This is a genomic window from Sinorhizobium americanum, from assembly GCF_001651855.1.
Lineage (GTDB): Bacteria > Pseudomonadota > Alphaproteobacteria > Rhizobiales > Rhizobiaceae > Sinorhizobium > Sinorhizobium americanum.
Genome location: NZ_LNQC01000040.1, coordinates 1 through 17662, shown reverse-complemented (window position 1 = coordinate 17662; position 17662 = coordinate 1). Strand labels below are relative to the sequence as shown.

The 17662-nt window shown below is 61.5% G+C and carries 19 protein-coding genes; 5 read left to right on the top strand and 14 right to left on the bottom strand.

Translation table 11 applies throughout. From position 1 onward, the window contains the following. Positions 1–68 precede the first annotated feature (68 nt). Positions 69–233, bottom strand: coding sequence for a DUF1328 domain-containing protein (locus tag ATC00_RS30570; protein WP_012706940.1), 165 nt, complete (start codon positions 231–233; stop codon positions 69–71). Positions 234–986: 753 nt separating this feature from the next. Between ATC00_RS30570 and ATC00_RS04210 the strand changes: the two genes are divergently transcribed. Next, a complete protein-coding gene (locus ATC00_RS04210) occupies positions 987–1238 on the top strand; it encodes a YMGG-like glycine zipper-containing protein (protein ID WP_037378934.1) in 252 nt (83 codons plus the stop codon). Positions 1239–1340: 102 nt separating this feature from the next. Here the strand turns inward: ATC00_RS04210 and ATC00_RS30770 are convergent, their stop codons facing one another. Further along, complete coding sequence (locus tag ATC00_RS30770) at positions 1341–1496, bottom strand: NepR family anti-sigma factor (RefSeq protein ID WP_268801595.1); 156 nt, start codon at positions 1494–1496, stop codon at positions 1341–1343. Between the two features lie 203 nt (positions 1497–1699). On the opposite strand from ATC00_RS30770, the gene ATC00_RS04205 reads away from it, so the two are divergent. Then, positions 1700–2497, top strand: a complete 798-nt coding sequence (locus tag ATC00_RS04205; RefSeq protein WP_064252075.1) for a response regulator — start codon at positions 1700–1702, stop codon at positions 2495–2497. 3 nt (positions 2498–2500) lie between these two features. Here the strand turns inward: ATC00_RS04205 and ATC00_RS04200 are convergent, their stop codons facing one another. From ATC00_RS04200 to rirA, 9 genes are all read right to left on the bottom strand, one after another. Further along, the gene (locus tag ATC00_RS04200) at positions 2501–3625 is read right to left on the bottom strand and encodes an AI-2E family transporter (RefSeq protein WP_064252074.1); all 1125 of its coding nucleotides are present in this window, start codon (positions 3623–3625) and stop codon (positions 2501–2503) included. A 106-nt stretch (positions 3626–3731) separates the two neighbouring features. Then, positions 3732–3902, bottom strand: coding sequence for a hypothetical protein (locus tag ATC00_RS32870; protein WP_082912007.1), 171 nt, complete (start codon positions 3900–3902; stop codon positions 3732–3734). Between the two features lie 153 nt (positions 3903–4055). Beyond that, entirely contained in the window at positions 4056–4400 is a 345-nt protein-coding gene (locus tag ATC00_RS04195; protein ID WP_037378923.1) for a RidA family protein, read from the bottom strand. A gap of 170 nt (positions 4401–4570) precedes the next feature. After that, positions 4571–5398: an ABC transporter ATP-binding protein gene (locus tag ATC00_RS04190; RefSeq protein ID WP_064252073.1), complete on the bottom strand. Its 828-nt coding sequence runs from the start codon at positions 5396–5398 to the stop codon at positions 4571–4573. Beyond that, positions 5395–6249, bottom strand: a complete 855-nt coding sequence (locus ATC00_RS04185; protein ID WP_072642798.1) for an ABC transporter ATP-binding protein — start codon at positions 6247–6249, stop codon at positions 5395–5397. The genes ATC00_RS04190 and ATC00_RS04185 overlap by 4 nt, the downstream gene beginning before the upstream one ends. Before the next feature lies 1 nt (position 6250). Continuing rightward, positions 6251–7159, bottom strand: a complete 909-nt coding sequence (locus tag ATC00_RS04180) for an ABC transporter permease subunit (RefSeq protein ID WP_037378916.1) — start codon at positions 7157–7159, stop codon at positions 6251–6253. A gap of 10 nt (positions 7160–7169) precedes the next feature. Beyond that, on the bottom strand, positions 7170–8174 hold the full coding sequence (locus tag ATC00_RS04175) for an ABC transporter permease subunit (protein WP_037378907.1): 1005 nt from the start codon (positions 8172–8174) through the stop codon (positions 7170–7172). Between the two features lie 109 nt (positions 8175–8283). Then, entirely contained in the window at positions 8284–9879 is a 1596-nt protein-coding gene (locus ATC00_RS04170; RefSeq protein ID WP_064252072.1) for an ABC transporter substrate-binding protein, read from the bottom strand. Between the two features lie 306 nt (positions 9880–10185). After that, on the bottom strand, positions 10186–10650 hold the full coding sequence (rirA, locus tag ATC00_RS04165; protein ID WP_037379151.1) for an iron-responsive transcriptional regulator RirA: 465 nt from the start codon (positions 10648–10650) through the stop codon (positions 10186–10188). 184 nt (positions 10651–10834) lie between these two features. Here rirA and ATC00_RS04160 point away from each other — a divergent pair, with 184 nt between their 5' ends. Both ATC00_RS04160 and ATC00_RS04155 read left to right on the top strand, forming a co-directional pair. Further along, positions 10835–11878, top strand: a complete 1044-nt coding sequence (locus ATC00_RS04160) for a Fe(3+) ABC transporter substrate-binding protein (RefSeq protein ID WP_064252071.1) — start codon at positions 10835–10837, stop codon at positions 11876–11878. A gap of 220 nt (positions 11879–12098) precedes the next feature. Then, positions 12099–12569: an acyl-CoA thioesterase gene (locus ATC00_RS04155; RefSeq protein ID WP_052035358.1), complete on the top strand. Its 471-nt coding sequence runs from the start codon at positions 12099–12101 to the stop codon at positions 12567–12569. On the opposite strand, the gene ATC00_RS04150 is transcribed toward ATC00_RS04155, so the two are convergent. The 3 genes from ATC00_RS04150 to ATC00_RS04140 form a co-directional block, all read right to left on the bottom strand. Then, positions 12566–13621: a M48 family metallopeptidase gene (locus tag ATC00_RS04150; protein WP_064252070.1), complete on the bottom strand. Its 1056-nt coding sequence runs from the start codon at positions 13619–13621 to the stop codon at positions 12566–12568. The two genes, ATC00_RS04155 and ATC00_RS04150, sit on opposite strands and share 4 nt — an antisense overlap. Next, positions 13611–14729: a YjgN family protein gene (locus ATC00_RS04145; RefSeq protein WP_064252122.1), complete on the bottom strand. Its 1119-nt coding sequence runs from the start codon at positions 14727–14729 to the stop codon at positions 13611–13613. The genes ATC00_RS04150 and ATC00_RS04145 overlap by 11 nt, the downstream gene beginning before the upstream one ends. 201 nt (positions 14730–14930) lie before the next feature. Next, the gene (locus tag ATC00_RS04140; protein WP_037378890.1) at positions 14931–16427 is read right to left on the bottom strand and encodes a CoA-acylating methylmalonate-semialdehyde dehydrogenase; all 1497 of its coding nucleotides are present in this window, start codon (positions 16425–16427) and stop codon (positions 14931–14933) included. A gap of 127 nt (positions 16428–16554) precedes the next feature. On the opposite strand from ATC00_RS04140, the gene ATC00_RS04135 reads away from it, so the two are divergent. Further along, on the top strand, positions 16555–17436 hold the full coding sequence (locus tag ATC00_RS04135) for a LysR family transcriptional regulator (RefSeq protein ID WP_064252069.1): 882 nt from the start codon (positions 16555–16557) through the stop codon (positions 17434–17436). The last annotated feature ends 226 nt before the right edge of the window (positions 17437–17662 follow it).

Genomic DNA, 17662 nt, shown 5'->3' with positions numbered 1-17662 from the left:
AGGAAGATATGTCTCGGGAATTGCCGCGGAGCAGAGTAATCCTCTCCGCAAGTCGGGGATCGTTCTCGTCAGGTTCGTCGGAAGAGCCCCATGACAAGCGAGACCACCAGGAAGATCAGGAACAGGAAGAACAGGATCTGGGCGATTCCCGCCGAGGTGCCGGCTATGCCGCCGAAGCCGAGAACGCCGGCTATGATGGCGACCACAAGAAAGATGAGGGCATAGTAGAGCATTTGCTATCTCCTTGCCGTGGAACTGAAATCCAAACGCTCTGCCGATCGCCTTTGTTCCGGTTTCGCGCCAGCGCTCGTTAACCAGACGGAAACCATATGTTTAGCCAGTGACAAGAAAAACAATCCTTAATTGCGAGGCGGGCCATTACCGCCGGAACCTTCGCCACGACTTGGCGTTCTCCGGAAAACAGAGTTCCTCAGGCAAGAAATGAAGATACCTTCGCGACATATACTCAAGACGGTGACAGAGATCACCCGGCCCGAGGCGGATATGAGTGTTCATAATCTGCACATCGGCAGGACGCTGCGCGATCTTGAAATGCACACGGAAGAAAAGGGCAACGAGCGTCTTCAAGCGCTGCTTGAAAACCTGGAACAGTGCGAGGGCAGACGCCGGAATTAGGCGCGACCATTCTCCCCGAGAAGCGATGCGACGCAGCTGAGATCACGGCGCCCGTTGGCACGGCGGCAACAACCGGGCGTGGTGTACCGGCCCCGCGCGGAACAAAAGGCGTCAGACGGCGTTCTGACAACGATAACGCGCGCCGCAGCGGCGGCAGTACAAGGGAGTCGCGAATTGCAAGCCTTCGCTGCGCCTGTTCTGACGGTTGCAGAAGCCGACTCCCCCGCCTTAGGGTGGCTGCCGACCATCTCAAATTTATTCCTTGAGATATTCATTCCGGCCCGTTTCGACCCGGCTATTCGCCGTTCTGTGCCCATTTTCGGCCAACCAACCTCGGATAGGAAAGCACCATGAAGAAGATCCTTCTCGTCGCCAGCGTAATTCTTCCCCTTGCTGCTTCGTGCACGCAAACGGAAAGGGGTGCAGCGATTGGCGCCGCTTCCGGCGGCATCATAGGCGGAGCAATCTCGAACGATGTCCGAGGCGCCGCGGTCGGCGCAGCGGTCGGCGGCGTGGCCGGCGCGCTCATCGGGCGCGCCAGCGAGCCTGGCTATTGCGTCTACCGCGACCGCTACGGCCGCCGCTATACCGCGCGTTGCTGATTCCACCGTCGCGAAAGCGGATCGATGTCGCGTCGATAGCTTCGCTAATATTGCCTCCAACGCACAGGCCTTCTCCAAAGGAGGGCCTGTGCGTATCCTTCGTCAATCGTCTGACTGCGCTCTCTCGGCCTCGTCGAGGCGGCGAAGAAGATCGATAAATTGCTGCGGCACAGGCTCGGACTCGACAGCCTCATAGAGTGCTCTCAGGCGGGAAGCGACGATGCCGTTGGCATCGTTGTTCGCAGCGTCGGCCGCCATTTTGCCCCTCGGACGCCCGTTGGATCGATCGTTCATTTTTCAATTCCGAATACCGAAGGCTCAAATCCCCGGCTGTTTTCCATTCGTATCTTGTCGTCTGCAATCTGTTTCCTGAATTCGCAAGACGCGCGCACAACATTGACGTATCCTGCGTCACGCCACCCCGTAAGTGCGACTATGCACAATAGTTTAGGAAGGCCTAAATGTCACTTTCCACCAGGATTGCGCCACATCTTCCTTATCTGAGGCGCTACGCCCGCGCCGCGACCGGTTCGCAAGCGGCAGGCGATGCCTATGTCGCCGCTACCTTGGAGGCATTGATCGAAGACATCAGTCTGTTCCCTTCGGCATCCAACGACCGAATCAGCCTCTATAAGCTTTTCTGCTCGCTGTTCGACAAGCTGGAGGTCGACCGGGCCAATTTGACGTCTCCCTTTGCCTGGGAACAGAGGGCCGCCGCCAATCTGTCGCTGATCGCGCCCGCACCGCGACAGGCATTCCTCCTCGTCTCCGTCGAGGGCTTTTCGAGCGGCGAAGCGGCTGAAATCATGTCCGTCGACCCGGGTGCCTTTGCCAAGCTGCTCGCCAGTGCTTCCGAAGAGATTTCCCGCCAGGTGGCCACGGATATCATGATCATCGAGGACGAGCCGCTCATCGCCATGGACATCGAGGACATGGTGACGAGCCTTGGGCACCGGGTGACGGGCATCGCCCGGACGCATCGGGAGGCGATCGACATCTATCGGCAGACGTCGCCCAAGATGGTTCTCGCGGATATCCAACTCGCCGACGGGAGCTCCGGCATTGACGCGGTCAACGACATCCTGACGCAGGCGGCCGTTCCGGTGATCTTCATTACTGCGTTCCCCGAAAGGCTGCTGACGGGCAACAAGCCGGAGCCCGCCTTTCTCGTGACAAAGCCCTTCAATCCGGAAATGGTCAAGGCGCTGATCAGCCAAGCGCTATTCTTTGACGACCAGGCGCACGCCCGCGGGCGCTGACTTTCACCCCGGCAATTGCGGTTCGGGCGGAACCTCGCGCAACTGCTCGAAAATGGTCATGGCGATCAGCGATAGTGGCATGGCGAGGATCGCCCCGACCGCGCCCCACATCCAGGTCCAAAACAGGATCGCGACGAAGATCAGGAATGGATTGATTTCGAAGCGTCGCCCAAGGATCGCCGGGACGACCAGGTTCTCCATGGCGAGATGGATGAGGAAGAAGGCGGTTGACGGCGCAAGCGCGGCAACCAGGGCATCATGGGTCATCAGGCCGCCCACGAGCAGCGACAGCGTCATGAACGTGACCCCGAGATAGGGTATGAAGCTGGACACGAAGGCGAAGAGCCCCCAGAGCGGCGGCATCGGCAGACCGCCGACCAGCGCGATCACCATCGTGAAGCCGCCCAGCGCCAGGTAGATCAGGCTCGCCGTTGAAAAATACTGCGCCAGCCCGTCTTCGATGGCATTCATGATACGGATCGCGCTCAGGCGTCCCTCGCGGCTCGGAAACGCGAGGATGATCGTGCTGCGCAAGTGGACGCGACCGAGCAGGAACAGCACGAGGGCGGCGAGGAAGATCAGCGTCTGGATCAGTGCCGGCGTGACGCTCGCCGCGGCCGCGCCAAGGATCGGGCCAGCATTCTTGACGATGACGTCGGCGAAGGCGGCGCCGCCGATGCTTCGCTCGAGCGCAATCCGTCCCCACTCGAAGCGCTCGATGAAAGGCAGAATACGTTCCACCAAGCCCTCGGCCAGTCTCGGCGCCTCGCGCGCGACCTCGGTGATCGGCCCCAGGAGCGCGTTGACGAGCGACGAGAGGCCGAGCATGAAGAACAGCGCCAGCAAAAGGCCGCCCATTATCGGGGGAAGACCGAAACGCGCCAGCTCGTCGGCTGCCCTGCCGAGCACGATCCCAACGACGATGGCAAAGGCAATCGGCATCAGGATCGCCGCCATCGTATAAACGGCTGCAGAACAAGCGAGCACGAACAACCCGACGACGCTTCCGGCGACGACGAGGTCCATGCCGTCGCGTTTTCGGGCAGGCTTCGTCGCCTCCGCCAGGGCTATTTCCTTGTCGGAGTTGCGCTTGCGGCTACGGACAGCCGCTACACTTTTGGCGTCCATCGACACGCCTCTTCAAACTGCTCTGCCCCTGTCTCGCTATTTTCCTGATTGCGACAAGAGGAAATCATGGGCAGGTCGCCGCCTCCTGATCTCGACGGCCCCGCGGTCAATGTTTTTCGGGAGGAAAGATGTGGAGCGTCACGGAAAGCAGCCCCAGACCCACAATGATTATCAGCAGCGTGTAGGCGACCTCCTCCGACGTCCGCGGGAAAAGGCCAAAACCCAGAATCACCCCGGCGATCAGCAGCAAACAAAGCCGCGGCAGCCAGTAGACCATGGGCGATTCCTCCACATGCGGTTTGATCCACAAAAACGCTTTGAGGACGAGAATCGTTCCGGCGGTGCCGCATCGGCAGCGCACAGCAAAACGCCGCCGGGCAGTTCAGCCGGCGGCGTTCAAATGCAGACATGAAGTGCTTGACGCAACGCCTCAGAGGGCTGCGGTCACGATGACTTCGACGAGGTATTCCGGCGTTGCGAGCTTGGCTTCCCCGGTGGCGCGGGCGGGCGTGTGGCCCTGCGGTGCCCAGGCATCCCAGACGGAGTTCATCTTGGCGAAATCCGCCATGTCGGCGAGCCAGACGGTGGCCGAGAGGATGCGCGTCTTGTCGCTGCCGGCGAGCGCCAGCAGGCGATCCACTTCGGCGAGCGCCTGCTTGGTCTGGGTGACGACATCGTCTCCAGCGTTGCCAACCTGGCCGGCCAGATAGACCGTGTTGTTGTAGACCACGGCCTGACTCATCCGCGGACCGGTTTCAAAGCGCTTGATTTCCATATTCGTCATCCTGGTGTTGGGCCGAACAAGGGATTGCCGGCCAATTCGGCTGCCCGCCGCCAGGGCCGAAGTTCAAGGAGCGGCGCAGAAGCTCTACACGATCGCAATGAGAACGCCAACAAGCCGCGCTCGGTGTGGAAGACGCGGCTTGCCGGTTTCTACAGTTACGCTCAGGCCGCGTTCTTGCGGGCGAGCCGCGCCTTGATGCTTGCAACATCCGCGCGCGGCGTGGCCGCAAACAGCGTCTTGGTATAGCTGTGCTGCGGATTGGAAAACACCTCGTCCCGGCTGCCGTATTCGACGGCCTCGCCGTAATACATCACCATCACGTCGTCGGCGATGTAGCGCACCACCGAGAGGTCGTGGCTGATGAAGACATAGGTGAGCTTGAACTCGTCCTGCAGATCGGCGAGCAGGTTCAGGACCTGTGCCTGGACGGAAAGGTCGAGCGCCGAAACAGGCTCGTCCAGCACCAAAAGCTTGGGATTGAGCATCAGGGCGCGGGCAATGGCGATGCGCTGCCGCTGACCGCCGGAGAACATGTGCGGATAGCGGTTGTAGTGCTTCTCCTCGAGGCCGACCTTCTTCAGCATCGTCATCGCCCGCTCGCGCCGTTCCGCTGCGGGAACTTTGGTGTTGATCACCAGCGGTTCCGCAAGGATATCGCCGATCTTCTGGCGCGGATTGAGGGATCCGTAGGGATTCTGAAAGACGATCTGTACCTTGCGGCGCATTTCCGTGGTCAGGCCATCCCTGGCGATGTCCACCTTCTTGCCGTCGATCAGCAATTCTCCGGCCGTGGCCGGGTCGATCAGCGTGATGATGCGGCCGAGGGTCGACTTGCCGCAACCGCTTTCGCCGACGATCGCGAGGGTCTTGCCCTCGTCGACGGAAAAGCTGACGCCCTTCAGCGCATGGACGGTGCGCGCCTTGCGGAACAGGCTGCCGGGGATGTGATAGTCGCGCACCAGGTTGCGGGCTTCGAGAACGTGGGTCATCGAGCGGCTCCCTCGAGCGTCTGCTGCTCATTGAAAAGTTCGGAGATCGTCGGCAATCGGTCCCCCGTCGCGTTTTCCGGAAGGGCGGCGAGAAGCGCCCGCGTGTAGTTGCTCTTCGGCGACTCGAACAGCGACAGCACATCCGCCTCCTCGATCTTGCGGCCCTTATACTGGACGACGACGCGATCGGCCGTTTCGGCGACGACACCCATGTTGTGGGTGATCATGATCAGGCCCATGCGGTATTCCTGCTGCAGTTTCATCAGCAGGTCGAGGATCTGCTTCTGGATCGTTACGTCCAATGCCGTTGTCGGCTCGTCAGCGATCAAGAGCTTCGGATTGCAGGCAAGCGCAATCGCGATCATCACGCGCTGGCATTGCCCGCCCGACATCTGATGCGGAAAATGCCCAAGGCGCTCGCCCGGATCGGGAATGCCGACAGCCTCGAAGAGCTCGATGGCGCGCTTGCGCCGCGCCGCCCGATCAAGACCCATATGGATGCGCAACACTTCCTCGATCTGGAAGCCGACCGTGAAGCACGGGTTGAGGCTTGCGATCGGCTCCTGGAAGATCATCGCGATGTCCTTGCCGACGATCTTGCGGCGCTCCGCCGAAGGCATTTTCAAGAGATCCCGTCCGTTGAAGGCGAGCTTGTCGGCCGTCACCCTGGCGGTCCAGGGCAGAAGCCCCATCGCCGCAAGCATCGACACGGACTTGCCCGAACCGGACTCCCCGACGATCGCCAGGACCTCACTCTCATGCACCTTGAGCGATACGCCATCCACGGCTCGGAACGGCCCGGTAGCCGTCTGGAATTCGACGACGAGATTTTCGATTTCGAGAAGCGCCATCTCAGGACCTCTTCAGCTTGGGGTCGAGAGCATCACGCAGTCCATCGCCCATCAGATTGATCGCCAGAACCGTTACGAGAATCGCCAGGCCGGGGAGCGTCACCACCCACCAGGCACGCAGAATGAACTCGCGGGCTTCCGCGAGCATTGTTCCCCATTCCGGCGTCGGCGGCTGCGCGCCCATGCCGAGGAAGCCGAGCGCCGCGGCGTCGAGAATGGCGCTCGAAAAGGAAAGCGTCGCCTGGACGATGAGCGGTGCCATGCAATTCGGCAGGATGGTCCTGAACATCAGCCTCAGATGTCCCGCTCCGGCGACCTTTGCCGCAACGACGTAATCCCGCGTCTTCTCGGTCATCACGGCGGCTCGCGTCAGGCGAACAAAGTGAGGCTGGAAAACAAGGGCGATCGCGATCATCGCATTGGTGAGGCCAGGCCCGAGCACGGCCACCAGGACGAGTGCCAAGAGGAGCGACGGAAAGGCCAGGATGATGTCCATGATCCGCATGATGAAGGTGTCGACCCATCCGCGGAAATAGCCGGCGATGACGCCAACGAGAATGCCGCCGCTCAGCGACAATGTGGTCACGATGACGCCGACGAACAGCGAGAAGCGCGTGCCGTAGATGAGGCGGGAGAGCATGTCGCGACCGACGGCGTCGGTCCCGAGCAGGAATTCGAGGCGACCGCCCTCCTGCCAGAACGGCGGCAGCAACACTGCCTCGCGGAACTGGACGGTCGGATCATGCGGTGCGACGAGCGGCGCGCAGATCGCCAGCAACACCAAAAAAAGGAAGAAGAAGAGGCCGATGACGGCGCCGCGATTCTCGGAAAAATAGTACCAGAATTCGGCAAGCCGCGCCCGGCGGGTCGGATCGGTCGAGATGGGGCTCGTTGCGGTAACTTCGGTCATATCGCCCTCCTCAATGCCGGATGCGCGGGTTGATCAACCCGTAGAGCAGGTCAACGGCAAGGTTCACCAGCATGATGACGGCGGCGATGATCAGCAGTCCGCCCTGGATGACGGCGTAGTCGCGCCGGAACACCGAATCGACCATCCACTTGCCGATGCCCGGCCAGGAGAAGATCGTTTCCGTCAGGATAGCCCCCGCCAGCATCACGCCGATCTGCAGGCCGATGGTGGTCACCACCGGGATCATCGCGTTGCGGAGCGCATGGATGCCCACCACCCGGAAGGTGGGAAGCCCCTTGGCGCGCGCGGTGCGGACATAATCTTCCGAGAGCACTTCGAGCATTGCCGAACGGGTCTGGCGCGCGATGACGGCGAGCGGAATGGTGCCGAGCACGATCGTCGGCAGGATCAGATGACTGAAGGCCGACTGGAACGCCCCCTCCTGCCCCGACAAGAGCGAGTCGATAAGCATGAAGCCCGTGACCGACGGAAAGAAGAACATCAGCGAGATGCGCCCGGACACCGGCGTCCATTGCAACATGCCGGAGACGACGATGATCAGCAGCAGGCCCCACCAGAAGATCGGCATTGAAAAGCCGACCAGCGCCGTTCCCATGATCATTTGATCCAGGATCGAACCGCGCTTGATCGCCGCAATCACACCGGCCGGAATACCGACGACGACGGCAAAGATGATGGCGCAGAGCGACAGCTCGACGGTCGCCGGGAAGAGCTCCAGGAACTGATCGATCACCGGCTTCTTCGTGACGATCGAGGTGCCGAAATCGCCTTGAAGCACGCCCCAGAGATAATCGAGATATTGCACGACGATGGGACGATCAAAGCCCAATTGGTGAGAGATTTCGGCGTGCCGCTCCGGCGACATCACCCTTTCGCCGGAAAGCAGCGCCACGGGATCGCCCGGAAGCAGGCGGATGAAGGAGAAGGCAATGATCGAGACCCCGACAAAGGTCGGGATCAGCACTGCCAAACGCCCCAGCAGGAATCGAAACATAGTCAAACCTCATGCCATCATAGCCGCGGCCTCGTTGCTGCGGCACTGGCAAAAAGGAAGAGGGGCGCTCGCCCAACGGCAAACGCCCCCTTCGGGTCAGTCGGTAAGATTACTCTACAATATCAACGCCGTCGAAAGCAAAGTCGCCGAGCGGGCTCTGTACGAACCCTTCGACATTCTTGCGCATCGGGACGATCGAGAGCGAGTGGTCAAGCGTTGCCCAGGGCGCTTCCTTCTTGAACACGGCCTGCGCCTGCTGGTAGAGCTTGGTGCGCTCCGCGACGTCGGACGCTTCCTTCGCCTTCGTCACCAGATCGTCGAACTCCTTGTTGCACCACTGCGCGCGGTTGTTGCCGCCGACGGCATCGCAGCCGAGCAGCGTGTCAAGGAAGTTATCCGGGTCACCATTGTCACCCGTCCAGCCGAGGATCACCGCACCGTCGCGGTCCTTGGCCTTCGACTTCTCGAGATATTCGGCCCATTCGTAGGAGACGATCTCGACCTTGACGCCGACCTTGGCGAAGTCGGCCTGCATCAGTTCGGCGGCACGACGGGCGTTGAGCATGTAGGGCCGTGCGACAGGCATCGCCCAGACCTTCATCGACAGGTCCTTGACGCCGGCGTCCTCGAGCATCTTCTTCGCCACTTCAGGCTCGTAGGTGTCGTCTGCGACCGTGTCGTCGTAGGACCACATCGTCGGCGGGATCGGGTTCGTCGCCGGCGTCGCCTGCCCCTGGAAGACCGCATCGACGATAGCCTGTTTATTGATCGCCTTGTTCAGCGCCTTGCGGACTTCGACCTTGTCGAAAGGAGCCTGCGTGGTGTTGTAGGCGAGATAGGCGACGTTGAGGCCGGCCTGTTCCATAACCTTGAGGTTCGGATCGGCCTTCATCGCCTCGACGTCAGCCGCGTTCGGATAGGGCATCAGGTGGCACTCGCCGGCCTGTAGCTTCTGGAAGCGGACGGCCGCATCGGTGGTGATCGAAAAGACCAGATCGTCGATCTTCTGCTTTCCGCCCCAGTAGTCCGGATGGGCCTTGTAACGGATGACAGCATCCTGCTGATAGGCGACGAAGGCGAAGGGGCCAGTGCCGAGCGGCATCTGGTTCAGCTGGTTCATCTTGCCTTCGGCCTGCAGCTTGTCGGCATATTCCTTGGACATGATCGACGCGAAGGGCATGGCGAGGTTCGCCAGGAACGGCGCTTCTTTGCGCTTCAGCTTGATCTTGACCGTCATGTCGTCGACCTTCTCGATCGACTCGAGCAGCTCCGGCAGCCCCATGCCGGCAAAATATTCCCAGGATCCACCGGTCACATAGCCATGCCACGCGTTGTCGGACTTCCACTGGCGCTCAAGCGAGAAGATCACGTCGTCGGCGTTCAGCTCGCGGGTCGGCGTGAAGAACTCGGTCGTCTGGAACTTGACGCCAGGACGGAGCTTGAAGGTGTATTCGAGACCGTCGTCGGAAATCGTCCAGCTTTCGGCGAGCCCGGGTTCGGTTTCGGTGGTGCCCTTCTTGAATTCGAGCAGACGGCTGTAGACGGTGTGGGCGGCAGCGTCGAACGTTGTACCGGCCGTATAGAGGCCCGGGTCAAAACCCTCCGGCGAGCCTTCCGAGCAATAAACGAACGTTTTCGACCAGGCAGAACCGGCCACCAGCGTGGCGAGCGCCGTCGCTGCGAAGAGAGTCGTGAGCTTTTTCATGAGCTTGCTTCCCAGATTTGTTTTTTGTTCTCGTATTTTTTCGACCGCGAGATATTTTCCATCCGGTCAAGGATGGATGGAACGACATTTGGCGTCGCAATGCAATAACTCGCTTCAGAAATTTGTCTATGCGAAAAATTCTTCCACAGGTAGAGGCTCGAACTCCACAGCGATTCGGTCTGTGAGCCAGTCCTGTCATAAGCCGACAAGCCCTCCTCCCAGGGATGGGGCCATGGCGAAGGAAGGAGACGATACAAAAAAGCGCGGAGAACGGGCTCCGCGCTACAGCCGTCAAATTGGGAATTTTCAGGCGGCCGAAGGCTGCGGCCGCGGGCCGGTGTCCAACCCCAGAAGGAAGTTGATCTGTGGACGCGCCTTGACGAGATCGTCGATCGTATAGCCCTCGAGCACCTCGAAGAATGCATTCAACGCCTTGCGCAAGGCGGCATTGAGGCCGCAACTGTCGACCAGGGGACAGTCGATCTCACCCGCCTCGAAGCATTCGGCCATGGCGAAGCTGTCCTCGGTCACCTTGACCACGTCGAAGAGGCTGATCTCCGAGGCCGGCTTCGGCAGCCGAACGCCGCCATTGCGGCCGCGCACGGTTTCGACCAGACCCGCCTTGGTCAAGGGTTGCAGGATCTTGAACAGAAACAGCTCGGACACACCGTAGGCTTTGGCGATCTCAGGAATGCGGCTGAGCTTCTCGCCATTCGCAGCACAGTACATCAGCATGCGAACTGCGTAGTTTGTTTGCTTCGTCAGACGCATCATCCACTCCGGATCGAGAAATTCACTGCCCATTCATATAGGACGGAACGTAGTTTGGAACAATTCCAAAACTGGAAAAATTCACGAAGGCTTTACTTCGCCGTTTCGCCGTTGACTGTCGCGCGCGCGCGGTAGAAATATGACCCGCTTGGTTAACTTATAAGCACCACACGGAGAGAACCCCATGCTTGCCTCAAAAACGCTGATCGGCACGCTGTCGGTCGCGGCGGCGTTCCTTGCACTGACGGCGCCTGCCCGCGCCGATGGCGAGGTCAACATCTATTCCTACCGCCAGCCCGATCTCATCAAGCCGCTGCTCGACGCCTTCACCAAGGAGACCGGCATCACCGCCAATGTGCTCTTCCTCGACAAGGGCCTCGTCGAGCGCATCCAGGCGGAGGGCGCGAATTCTCCGGCCGACGTCATCCTGACCGTGGACATCAGCCGCCTGACCGAGGCGAAGGACGCGGGCGTGACCCAGCCGCTCGTCAACGAGACGATCAACAAGGACATCCCGGCGCATTTCCGCGACCCGGACGGCAACTGGTTCGGGCTGACGACCCGCGGCCGCGTCGTCTATGCATCGAAGGAGCGCGTGCCGCAGAACGACATCACCTATGAGGAGCTCGCCGACCCGAAATGGAAGGGCAAGTTCTGCACCCGCGATGGCCAGCATTCCTACAATATCGGCCTGTTCGCCTCGATGATCGCCCACCACGGCGAGGCCGAGACGGAGAAGTGGCTGACGGGGCTCAGGGACAATCTCTCGAAAAAACCCGATGGCGGGGACCGTGACCAGGCCAAGGCGATCTTTGCCGGCGAATGCGATATCGCGCTCGGCAACAGCTACTATGTCGGTCTGATGCTGACGAACGAGAAGGAGCCGCAGCAGAAGGAATGGGCCTCGGCCATCAAGGTCCTCTTCCCGAACGCTAAGGATCGCGGCACGCATGTCAACATCTCCGGCATGGCGCTGGCGAAGAACGCCCCCAACAAGGACAATGCGATCAAGCTGATGGAATTCCTTTCGGCCGGCGAAGCGCAGAAGATCTATGCCGAGCAGGTCTTCGAATATCCGGTGCTTCCGGGCGCCGAGCCGTCGGACGTCGTCAAGTCCTTCGGGACGATCAAGCCGGACAGCTTGCCGCTTGCCGAGATCGCGGCTAACCGGAAGAAGGCGTCGGAACTGGTCGACAAGGTCGGCTATAACGACGGGCCGCAAGACTAAGGCTATCATGCCGGTCAAGAGAACAGCGGGCGTCACGCCCGCTGTTTTCGTTTGAGCTGCTCGACCGATACTTTCCCGCCGCGGCCGCCGCCACAGTGGTAGGCGCCTTGACGGGCCTCTCCAACCGTAGGATTCTTGGGCTCGTGAACCGCGCGCTCGGTTGAAGCGGTCTTAGCCGGAGGGGAAATTGGAAGAGACGAATGACAAGAGCCAGCTCGAGATGGTCGTGCTGATGACCCCCGACATGGCGAACTTCAGCGGCAAGGTGCATGGCGGAGCGCTCCTCAACCTCCTCGACCGAGTCGCCTTCTCCTGTGCCTCGCGCTACTCGAAGCAATATGCGGTGACGCTCTCCGTCGACCAGGTGGTTTTCCGCCAGCCGATCCATGTGGGCGAACTGGTGCACTTTCGCGCTTCCATCAACTATGCTGGCCGGACCTCGATGGAGGTCGGCATCCGGGTCGAGGCGGAGAACATCCGCAGCGGCGAACGGAGGCACACCAACTCCTGCTATTTCACCATGGTGGCCGTCGACGCGGAAGGTCGGCCGACAAGCGTGCCGCCCTACCGCCCCGAGGCCGGTATAAGGGAACGCCGCTACCGCGCCGCCGAGGTCCGGCGGGAACTGCGCCGGGAGTTTGAGGAACGTTTCCGGGCGGCCGGCACCACAGCCACTTCCGGCGACGTTTAGCCCTTCCGCAATTCGGCAATCAGCTCGAGGATCGCCTTGCGGCGCTCCGGCGTCCCGGGATGGGTCGAGAAGATGCTCGTGTCGGAATGATCGTCTAGCTTCGTCTCGAGAAGCTCGAAAAAGCGGGCGATCGCCGTCGGATCTCGGCCGGCCTTCATCATCAGCTCGACTGAGTGCCTGTCCGCCTCCGCTTCCGCGGCGCGCGAATGGGAGAGCGCGAGCAGGCCGCCCCCCTCCACCAGGACGTCTTCGGCTCCCGAACCGATATCGCCGGCGATCAGCATGATGAGTGCGGCAACCCCGGCGGCGCGATAGATCTGCCTGAGGCTGTGCTCGTGCTCGACATGGCCGATTTCGTGCGCCAGCACGCCGACGATCATCTCCGTATCATTGCCGACAAGTTCGACGAGCTCGTCCGTCACGATGAGAGTGCCGTCGGGCAGCGCGAAGGCGTTGGGACCGATCGGACCGCCTTCGCGGAAGTTCAGCGTATAGGCCGCCTCGCCCGCAGCCGAAAGCGCCGCGATGCGCCGGAAGCCGTCGACGATCTTGCCGCGCCGCGCATCGTCCAGCTTCGTTTCGCCAAGCAGCGTCCGGTCCATGGTCTCGAGCGTGCTCGCCGACATGATGCGGGGCACGATCGGCGGCGTAACGGCCACGGCGACTTCGACAAGGGCCGGCAGCGCGTAGCGGTAGATCAACGCACCGAGCAGGATGGTCGCCGCGACGAAGGCGACCAGCCGCGGGTGGAAGCGCTCCAGCCAGTGGACAAGCCCTGCCCCGCTCCGACCCTTGCGCCACAGGAAGCGGTCGATTGCGTCGTTGTCGTTGGTCTCGAAAAGCGAACCGTCGGGGAAGGTGACCCGGCGCGAGATGCGGCCGACCCGCGGGGAGATCTCGATGGCCGTGAGGCTGCCCCCGGCGAGTTCCGCACCGGTTTCGTCACTGGCGACCAGCCGCTCTCCGGCCTCAACGAGGCCGGAGGCCACCGAGCGGCTCGACCCCGGGGGATGCCACTCGCCATGCGCAAAGGCCGAATTGTCAGAAGCCAAAATCGAAGCCTTCGATATCCATGAATTCGGCACCCACCGCTGAACCTTCCTGGGCGATCGCCGAGAAGATCTCGCCGACATTGCCCTCGAAGCGGACGCCGGTGTGTTCGTTGACGTATCGCGCCATCCGGACGGCGGCCCAGGGCCGCATCAGGCCGAGCGTTAGAAGCGTCACGACGACGTTCGAGATGGCGATCCAAGTGTAGCGCAGGCGCGAGAGGTCGCTCAAGAGCCGGTGCTTGCCGTCGAAGGTGGTGGCGGACCAGGCGACATTGCGGACCCCGGCACGGTAGACCAGCGCCGCCACACCGAAGATCGCAAAAAACAGGATGTAGCCGAGCACCATCAGCGTGACGAGCGACATCTGCATCTCGGCAGGAAGCAAGTCGGGGCTCTCGATCGCCGTCGCAAAAAGCGCAATGTTGAGGAACGCGATAAAGCCGATGATCAACAGCCCGAGCACGATGATCGCCGCCGAAATCGCCCAGGACTTGTAGATCGCTCCGACCGATGGGTCGGTCGAAAAGGCCCTTTGCCCGTAACGCAGGTTGCTGCCGATGTAGCGGTAGGTCCACCGGCTGGCGAGCGGCGCAAGGATGCCGAGCGTCACCGCGGCGAGGATTGGCCCGACGATAAAGGCAAGCAAGGCGCCACCGGCGCGACCGACAAAATCGAAGCGGACATTGCGGTAGCTCGTCACCCGCGCGCTGAAGCGCAAGCCGCGGGCGACCAGCCACGGGACGAAGCAGAGAAACAATAGAACGAGCGCGATGCCGGCGATTGGCACGAACGTCAGCAGCACGTTGTAGAGCACCAGATAGGCGAAGACGATGATCCGGCCGATCAGGATCTGCTCACCTCTGGCGTGATACTCAAAGCCGCGGCCGAGGAGCACGGTATTGCCGTAGAAATAGCGATTGCGGCGAACCTTGGCCCAGGCGGAATAGATGCCGAGCGTGATGATCGTCAGCAGTATGTTGACGATCCAGATGCCGAAATACTCGCTGCCGCTGCCGGTAAATGACAGGCTCTGAAAATCGCCCTGACCTGCGCGCCCGAAACTGCCCTGCCCGACACTCTGTGCCGCCAACGGCTCAGCCAAAACCATGATCCATCCCCTCGTGAAAAACCCAACGCCGCTTGCGCCGACCACGTCATCCCGATCGCAGCCGACAGCACCGAACTCAACGTATGCGCGAATCACCCGTCGACTGCATCGTCAACCCAGACGTTAGTTGTAGCGCTGCACGGAATGCAACAAAAAAGAGCCTCCCGGAGGAGGCTCTTAGTGGGAAGGATCTTCTCTTTTTTAGCGCATCGTCGGGATCGAGAACTCGGCGCCATCCTTGATGCCCGACGGCCAGCGCTCGGTGATGGTCTTGGTGCGGGTCCAGAACTTGATCGAGTCCGGGCCGTGCTGGTTGAGATCGCCGAAGGACGAGGACTTCCAGCCGCCGAAGGAGTGGTAGGCGAGCGGAACCGGGATCGGCACATTGACGCCAACCATGCCGATATTGATGCGGGAGGCGAAGTCGCGCGCCGCGTCGCCGTCGCGGGTGTAGATCGCGACGCCGTTGCCGTATTCGTGCTTCATCGGCAGCGACAGGGCTTCCTCGTAGTTCTTGGCACGCACGACCGAGAGAACCGGTCCGAAGATCTCCGTCTTGTAGATGTCCATGTCCGGCGTGACGTGGTCGAATAGGCAGCCGCCGATGAAATGGCCGTTTTCATAGCCCTGCAGCTTGAAATCGCGGCCGTCGACGACGAGCTTCGCGCCCTGTTCGATGCCGCTGTCGATGAGGCTGCGGATGCGCTGCTCGGCCTCCTTGGTGACGACCGGGCCCATGTCGGCCTTTTCGTCCGTATAGGGGCCGATGCGCAGGCTCTCGACCATCGGCGTCAGCTTGTCGATCAGGCGGTTGGCGGTTTCCTCGCCGACCGGAACGGCCACCGAAATCGCCATGCAGCGCTCGCCGGCGGAGCCGTAGCCGGCGCCGATCAGCGCGTTGGCGGCCTGGTCGAGATCGGCATCGGGCATGATGATCATGTGGTTCTTGGCGCCGCCGAAGCACTGGGCGCGCTTGCCGTTCATCGCCGCGGTGCCGTAGACATAGCGGGCGATCGGGGTCGAGCCGACGAAGGAGACGGCGGCGATGTCCGGATGGGTCAGGATCGCGTCGACTGCGCCCTTGTCGCCGTTGACGACGTTCAAGATACCCGCCGGCAGGCCGGCTTCGATCATCAGTTCGGCGAGCCGGATCGGCACGGACGGATCGCGCTCGGAGGGCTTCAGGATGAAGGCGTTGCCGCAGGCGATCGCCGGCGCAAACATCCACATCGGGATCATTGCCGGGAAGTTGAACGGCGTGATGCCGGCGCCGACGCCGACCGGCTGGCGGATCGAGTACATGTCGATGCCAGGACCGGCACCTTCGGTGAACTCGCTCTTCTGCAGGTGCGGGATGCCGATGACGAATTCGCAGACTTCGAGACCGCGGACGACATCGCCCTTGGCATCATCAATGGTCTTGCCGTGCTCCCGGGAAAGCAGTTCGGCCAGTTCATTCATGTGCTCGTTGAGGAGCTGGACGAACTTGATGAAGACGCGGGCGCGGCGCTGCGGGTTGGTGGCGGCCCACTTGACCTGCGCGGCCTTGGCGCTCTCGACGGCGGCTGCGAGTTCCGCGTCGCTTGCGAGCGCCACGGTGCCCTGAACTTCGCCCGTTGCCGGGTTGAAGATGTTGCTGACGCGGCCGCTCTTGCCGGCGACGCGCTTGCCGTCAATGAAATGTCCTACTTCATACATCGGTGTTCCTCCTGTCTTGATCCTGATTGGTCTTGCTCTTGGGCGTATGATCGCACTACGATTTCAACAAATCAATTTCCGAAATTCAGAAACCGTTGTGCAAAAATTAAAGCCCACTGGAGCAGCTATGGACTGGGACGACGTCAGGGTGTTTCTCGCGGTGGCGCGCACAGGGCAGATCCTTGCCGCCTCGAAGAGGCTCGGCATCAATCACGCAACCCTCAGCCGACGGGTTACCGCACTCGAGGAGACGCTGAAGACGCGGCTGCTCGTCCGCCGCCCGAACGGCTGTGAACTGACCGCCGAGGGCGAAATCTTTCTTTCCGCCGCCGAGCGCATGGAAACCGAAATGCTTGCGGCGCAGTCGCAGATCGGACGGATCGACACGGCCATCGCCGGGACGGTGCGCATCGGCGCCCCGGACGGCTTCGGCGTCTCCTTCCTTGCACCGCGGCTCGGACGGCTGACGGCCCGCCATCCAGAACTCAAGCTGCAGCTCGTGCCGGTGCCGCGCTCCTTTTCGCTGTCGCAGCGCGAGGCCGACATCGCCATCACCATCGAGAGGCCCGAACAGGGGCGGCTCGTTTCCTCCAAGCTCACCGATTATACACTCGGCCTCTATGCATCGGCAGATTATCTTGCCCGCTACGGCACGCCGTCAACGGTCGACGACCTCAAGAACCACCGGCGGATCGGTTATGTGGAGGACCTGATCTTCACGCCGTCGCTCGATTTCTCCGCAGAGATCATGCGAAGCTGGGACGCTTCCTTCGAAATTTCCAGCGCCACCGGCCAGACCGAGGCGGTTCGCTCCAGCGCCGGCATCGGCATCCTGCATAACTATATCGCCCGGCAATATCCGGAACTCACGCGCGTCCTTCCCGAGACGACGATCAGGCGGGCCTACTGGACGACCTATCACGAAAGCGCGCGCGAATTGGTGCGCGTGCGCACGGTCGTCTCATTCCTGCAGGAACTGGTCACCGCGGAGCATCAGATTTTTGTGTGAGAACGGGGAAAAGAAAATGCTGTCGGTGGTTGGTCTCCAACCGTCGTACTGCCCCGGCGAGCTACTCGGCGACAATGGTCGAATTCATTGCCGCCGACAATCGTCTTGACGACTTCAGTAGACAACGACGCTTCTGATGCTCTCGCCCGAATGCATCAGCTCGAAGCCCCTGTTGATCTCGTCGAGCGGCAGGGTGTGGGTGATCATCGGGTCGATCTCGATCTTG

Excerpts from the sequence above, each read along its gene's own strand:
- ATC00_RS04185 (WP_072642798.1), bottom strand. The coding sequence starts at position 6,249 with ATGGCGCTTCTCGAAATCGAAAATCTCGTCGTCGAATTCCAGACGGCT.
- ATC00_RS30770 (WP_268801595.1), bottom strand. The coding sequence starts at position 1,496 with ATGGCGGCCGACGCTGCGAACAACGATGCCAACGGCATCGTCGCTTCC.
- ATC00_RS30570 (WP_012706940.1), bottom strand. The coding sequence starts at position 233 with ATGCTCTACTATGCCCTCATCTTTCTTGTGGTCGCCATCATAGCCGGC.
- ATC00_RS04175 (WP_037378907.1), bottom strand. The coding sequence starts at position 8,174 with ATGTTTCGATTCCTGCTGGGGCGTTTGGCAGTGCTGATCCCGACCTTT.
- ATC00_RS04195 (WP_037378923.1), bottom strand. The coding sequence starts at position 4,400 with ATGGAAATCAAGCGCTTTGAAACCGGTCCGCGGATGAGTCAGGCCGTG.
- ATC00_RS04190 (WP_064252073.1), bottom strand. The coding sequence starts at position 5,398 with ATGACCCACGTTCTCGAAGCCCGCAACCTGGTGCGCGACTATCACATC.
- ATC00_RS04160 (WP_064252071.1), top strand. The coding sequence starts at position 10,835 with ATGCTTGCCTCAAAAACGCTGATCGGCACGCTGTCGGTCGCGGCGGCG.
- ATC00_RS04145 (WP_064252122.1), bottom strand. The coding sequence starts at position 14,729 with ATGGTTTTGGCTGAGCCGTTGGCGGCACAGAGTGTCGGGCAGGGCAGT.
- ATC00_RS04210 (WP_037378934.1), top strand. The coding sequence starts at position 987 with ATGAAGAAGATCCTTCTCGTCGCCAGCGTAATTCTTCCCCTTGCTGCT.
- ATC00_RS04170 (WP_064252072.1), bottom strand. The coding sequence starts at position 9,879 with ATGAAAAAGCTCACGACTCTCTTCGCAGCGACGGCGCTCGCCACGCTG.
- ATC00_RS04135 (WP_064252069.1), top strand. The coding sequence starts at position 16,555 with ATGGACTGGGACGACGTCAGGGTGTTTCTCGCGGTGGCGCGCACAGGG.
- rirA (WP_037379151.1), bottom strand. The coding sequence starts at position 10,650 with ATGCGTCTGACGAAGCAAACAAACTACGCAGTTCGCATGCTGATGTAC.
- ATC00_RS32870 (WP_082912007.1), bottom strand. The coding sequence starts at position 3,902 with ATGGTCTACTGGCTGCCGCGGCTTTGTTTGCTGCTGATCGCCGGGGTG.
- ATC00_RS04205 (WP_064252075.1), top strand. The coding sequence starts at position 1,700 with ATGTCACTTTCCACCAGGATTGCGCCACATCTTCCTTATCTGAGGCGC.
- ATC00_RS04155 (WP_052035358.1), top strand. The coding sequence starts at position 12,099 with ATGGTCGTGCTGATGACCCCCGACATGGCGAACTTCAGCGGCAAGGTG.
- ATC00_RS04200 (WP_064252074.1), bottom strand. The coding sequence starts at position 3,625 with ATGGACGCCAAAAGTGTAGCGGCTGTCCGTAGCCGCAAGCGCAACTCC.
- ATC00_RS04180 (WP_037378916.1), bottom strand. The coding sequence starts at position 7,159 with ATGACCGAAGTTACCGCAACGAGCCCCATCTCGACCGATCCGACCCGC.
- ATC00_RS04140 (WP_037378890.1), bottom strand. The coding sequence starts at position 16,427 with ATGTATGAAGTAGGACATTTCATTGACGGCAAGCGCGTCGCCGGCAAG.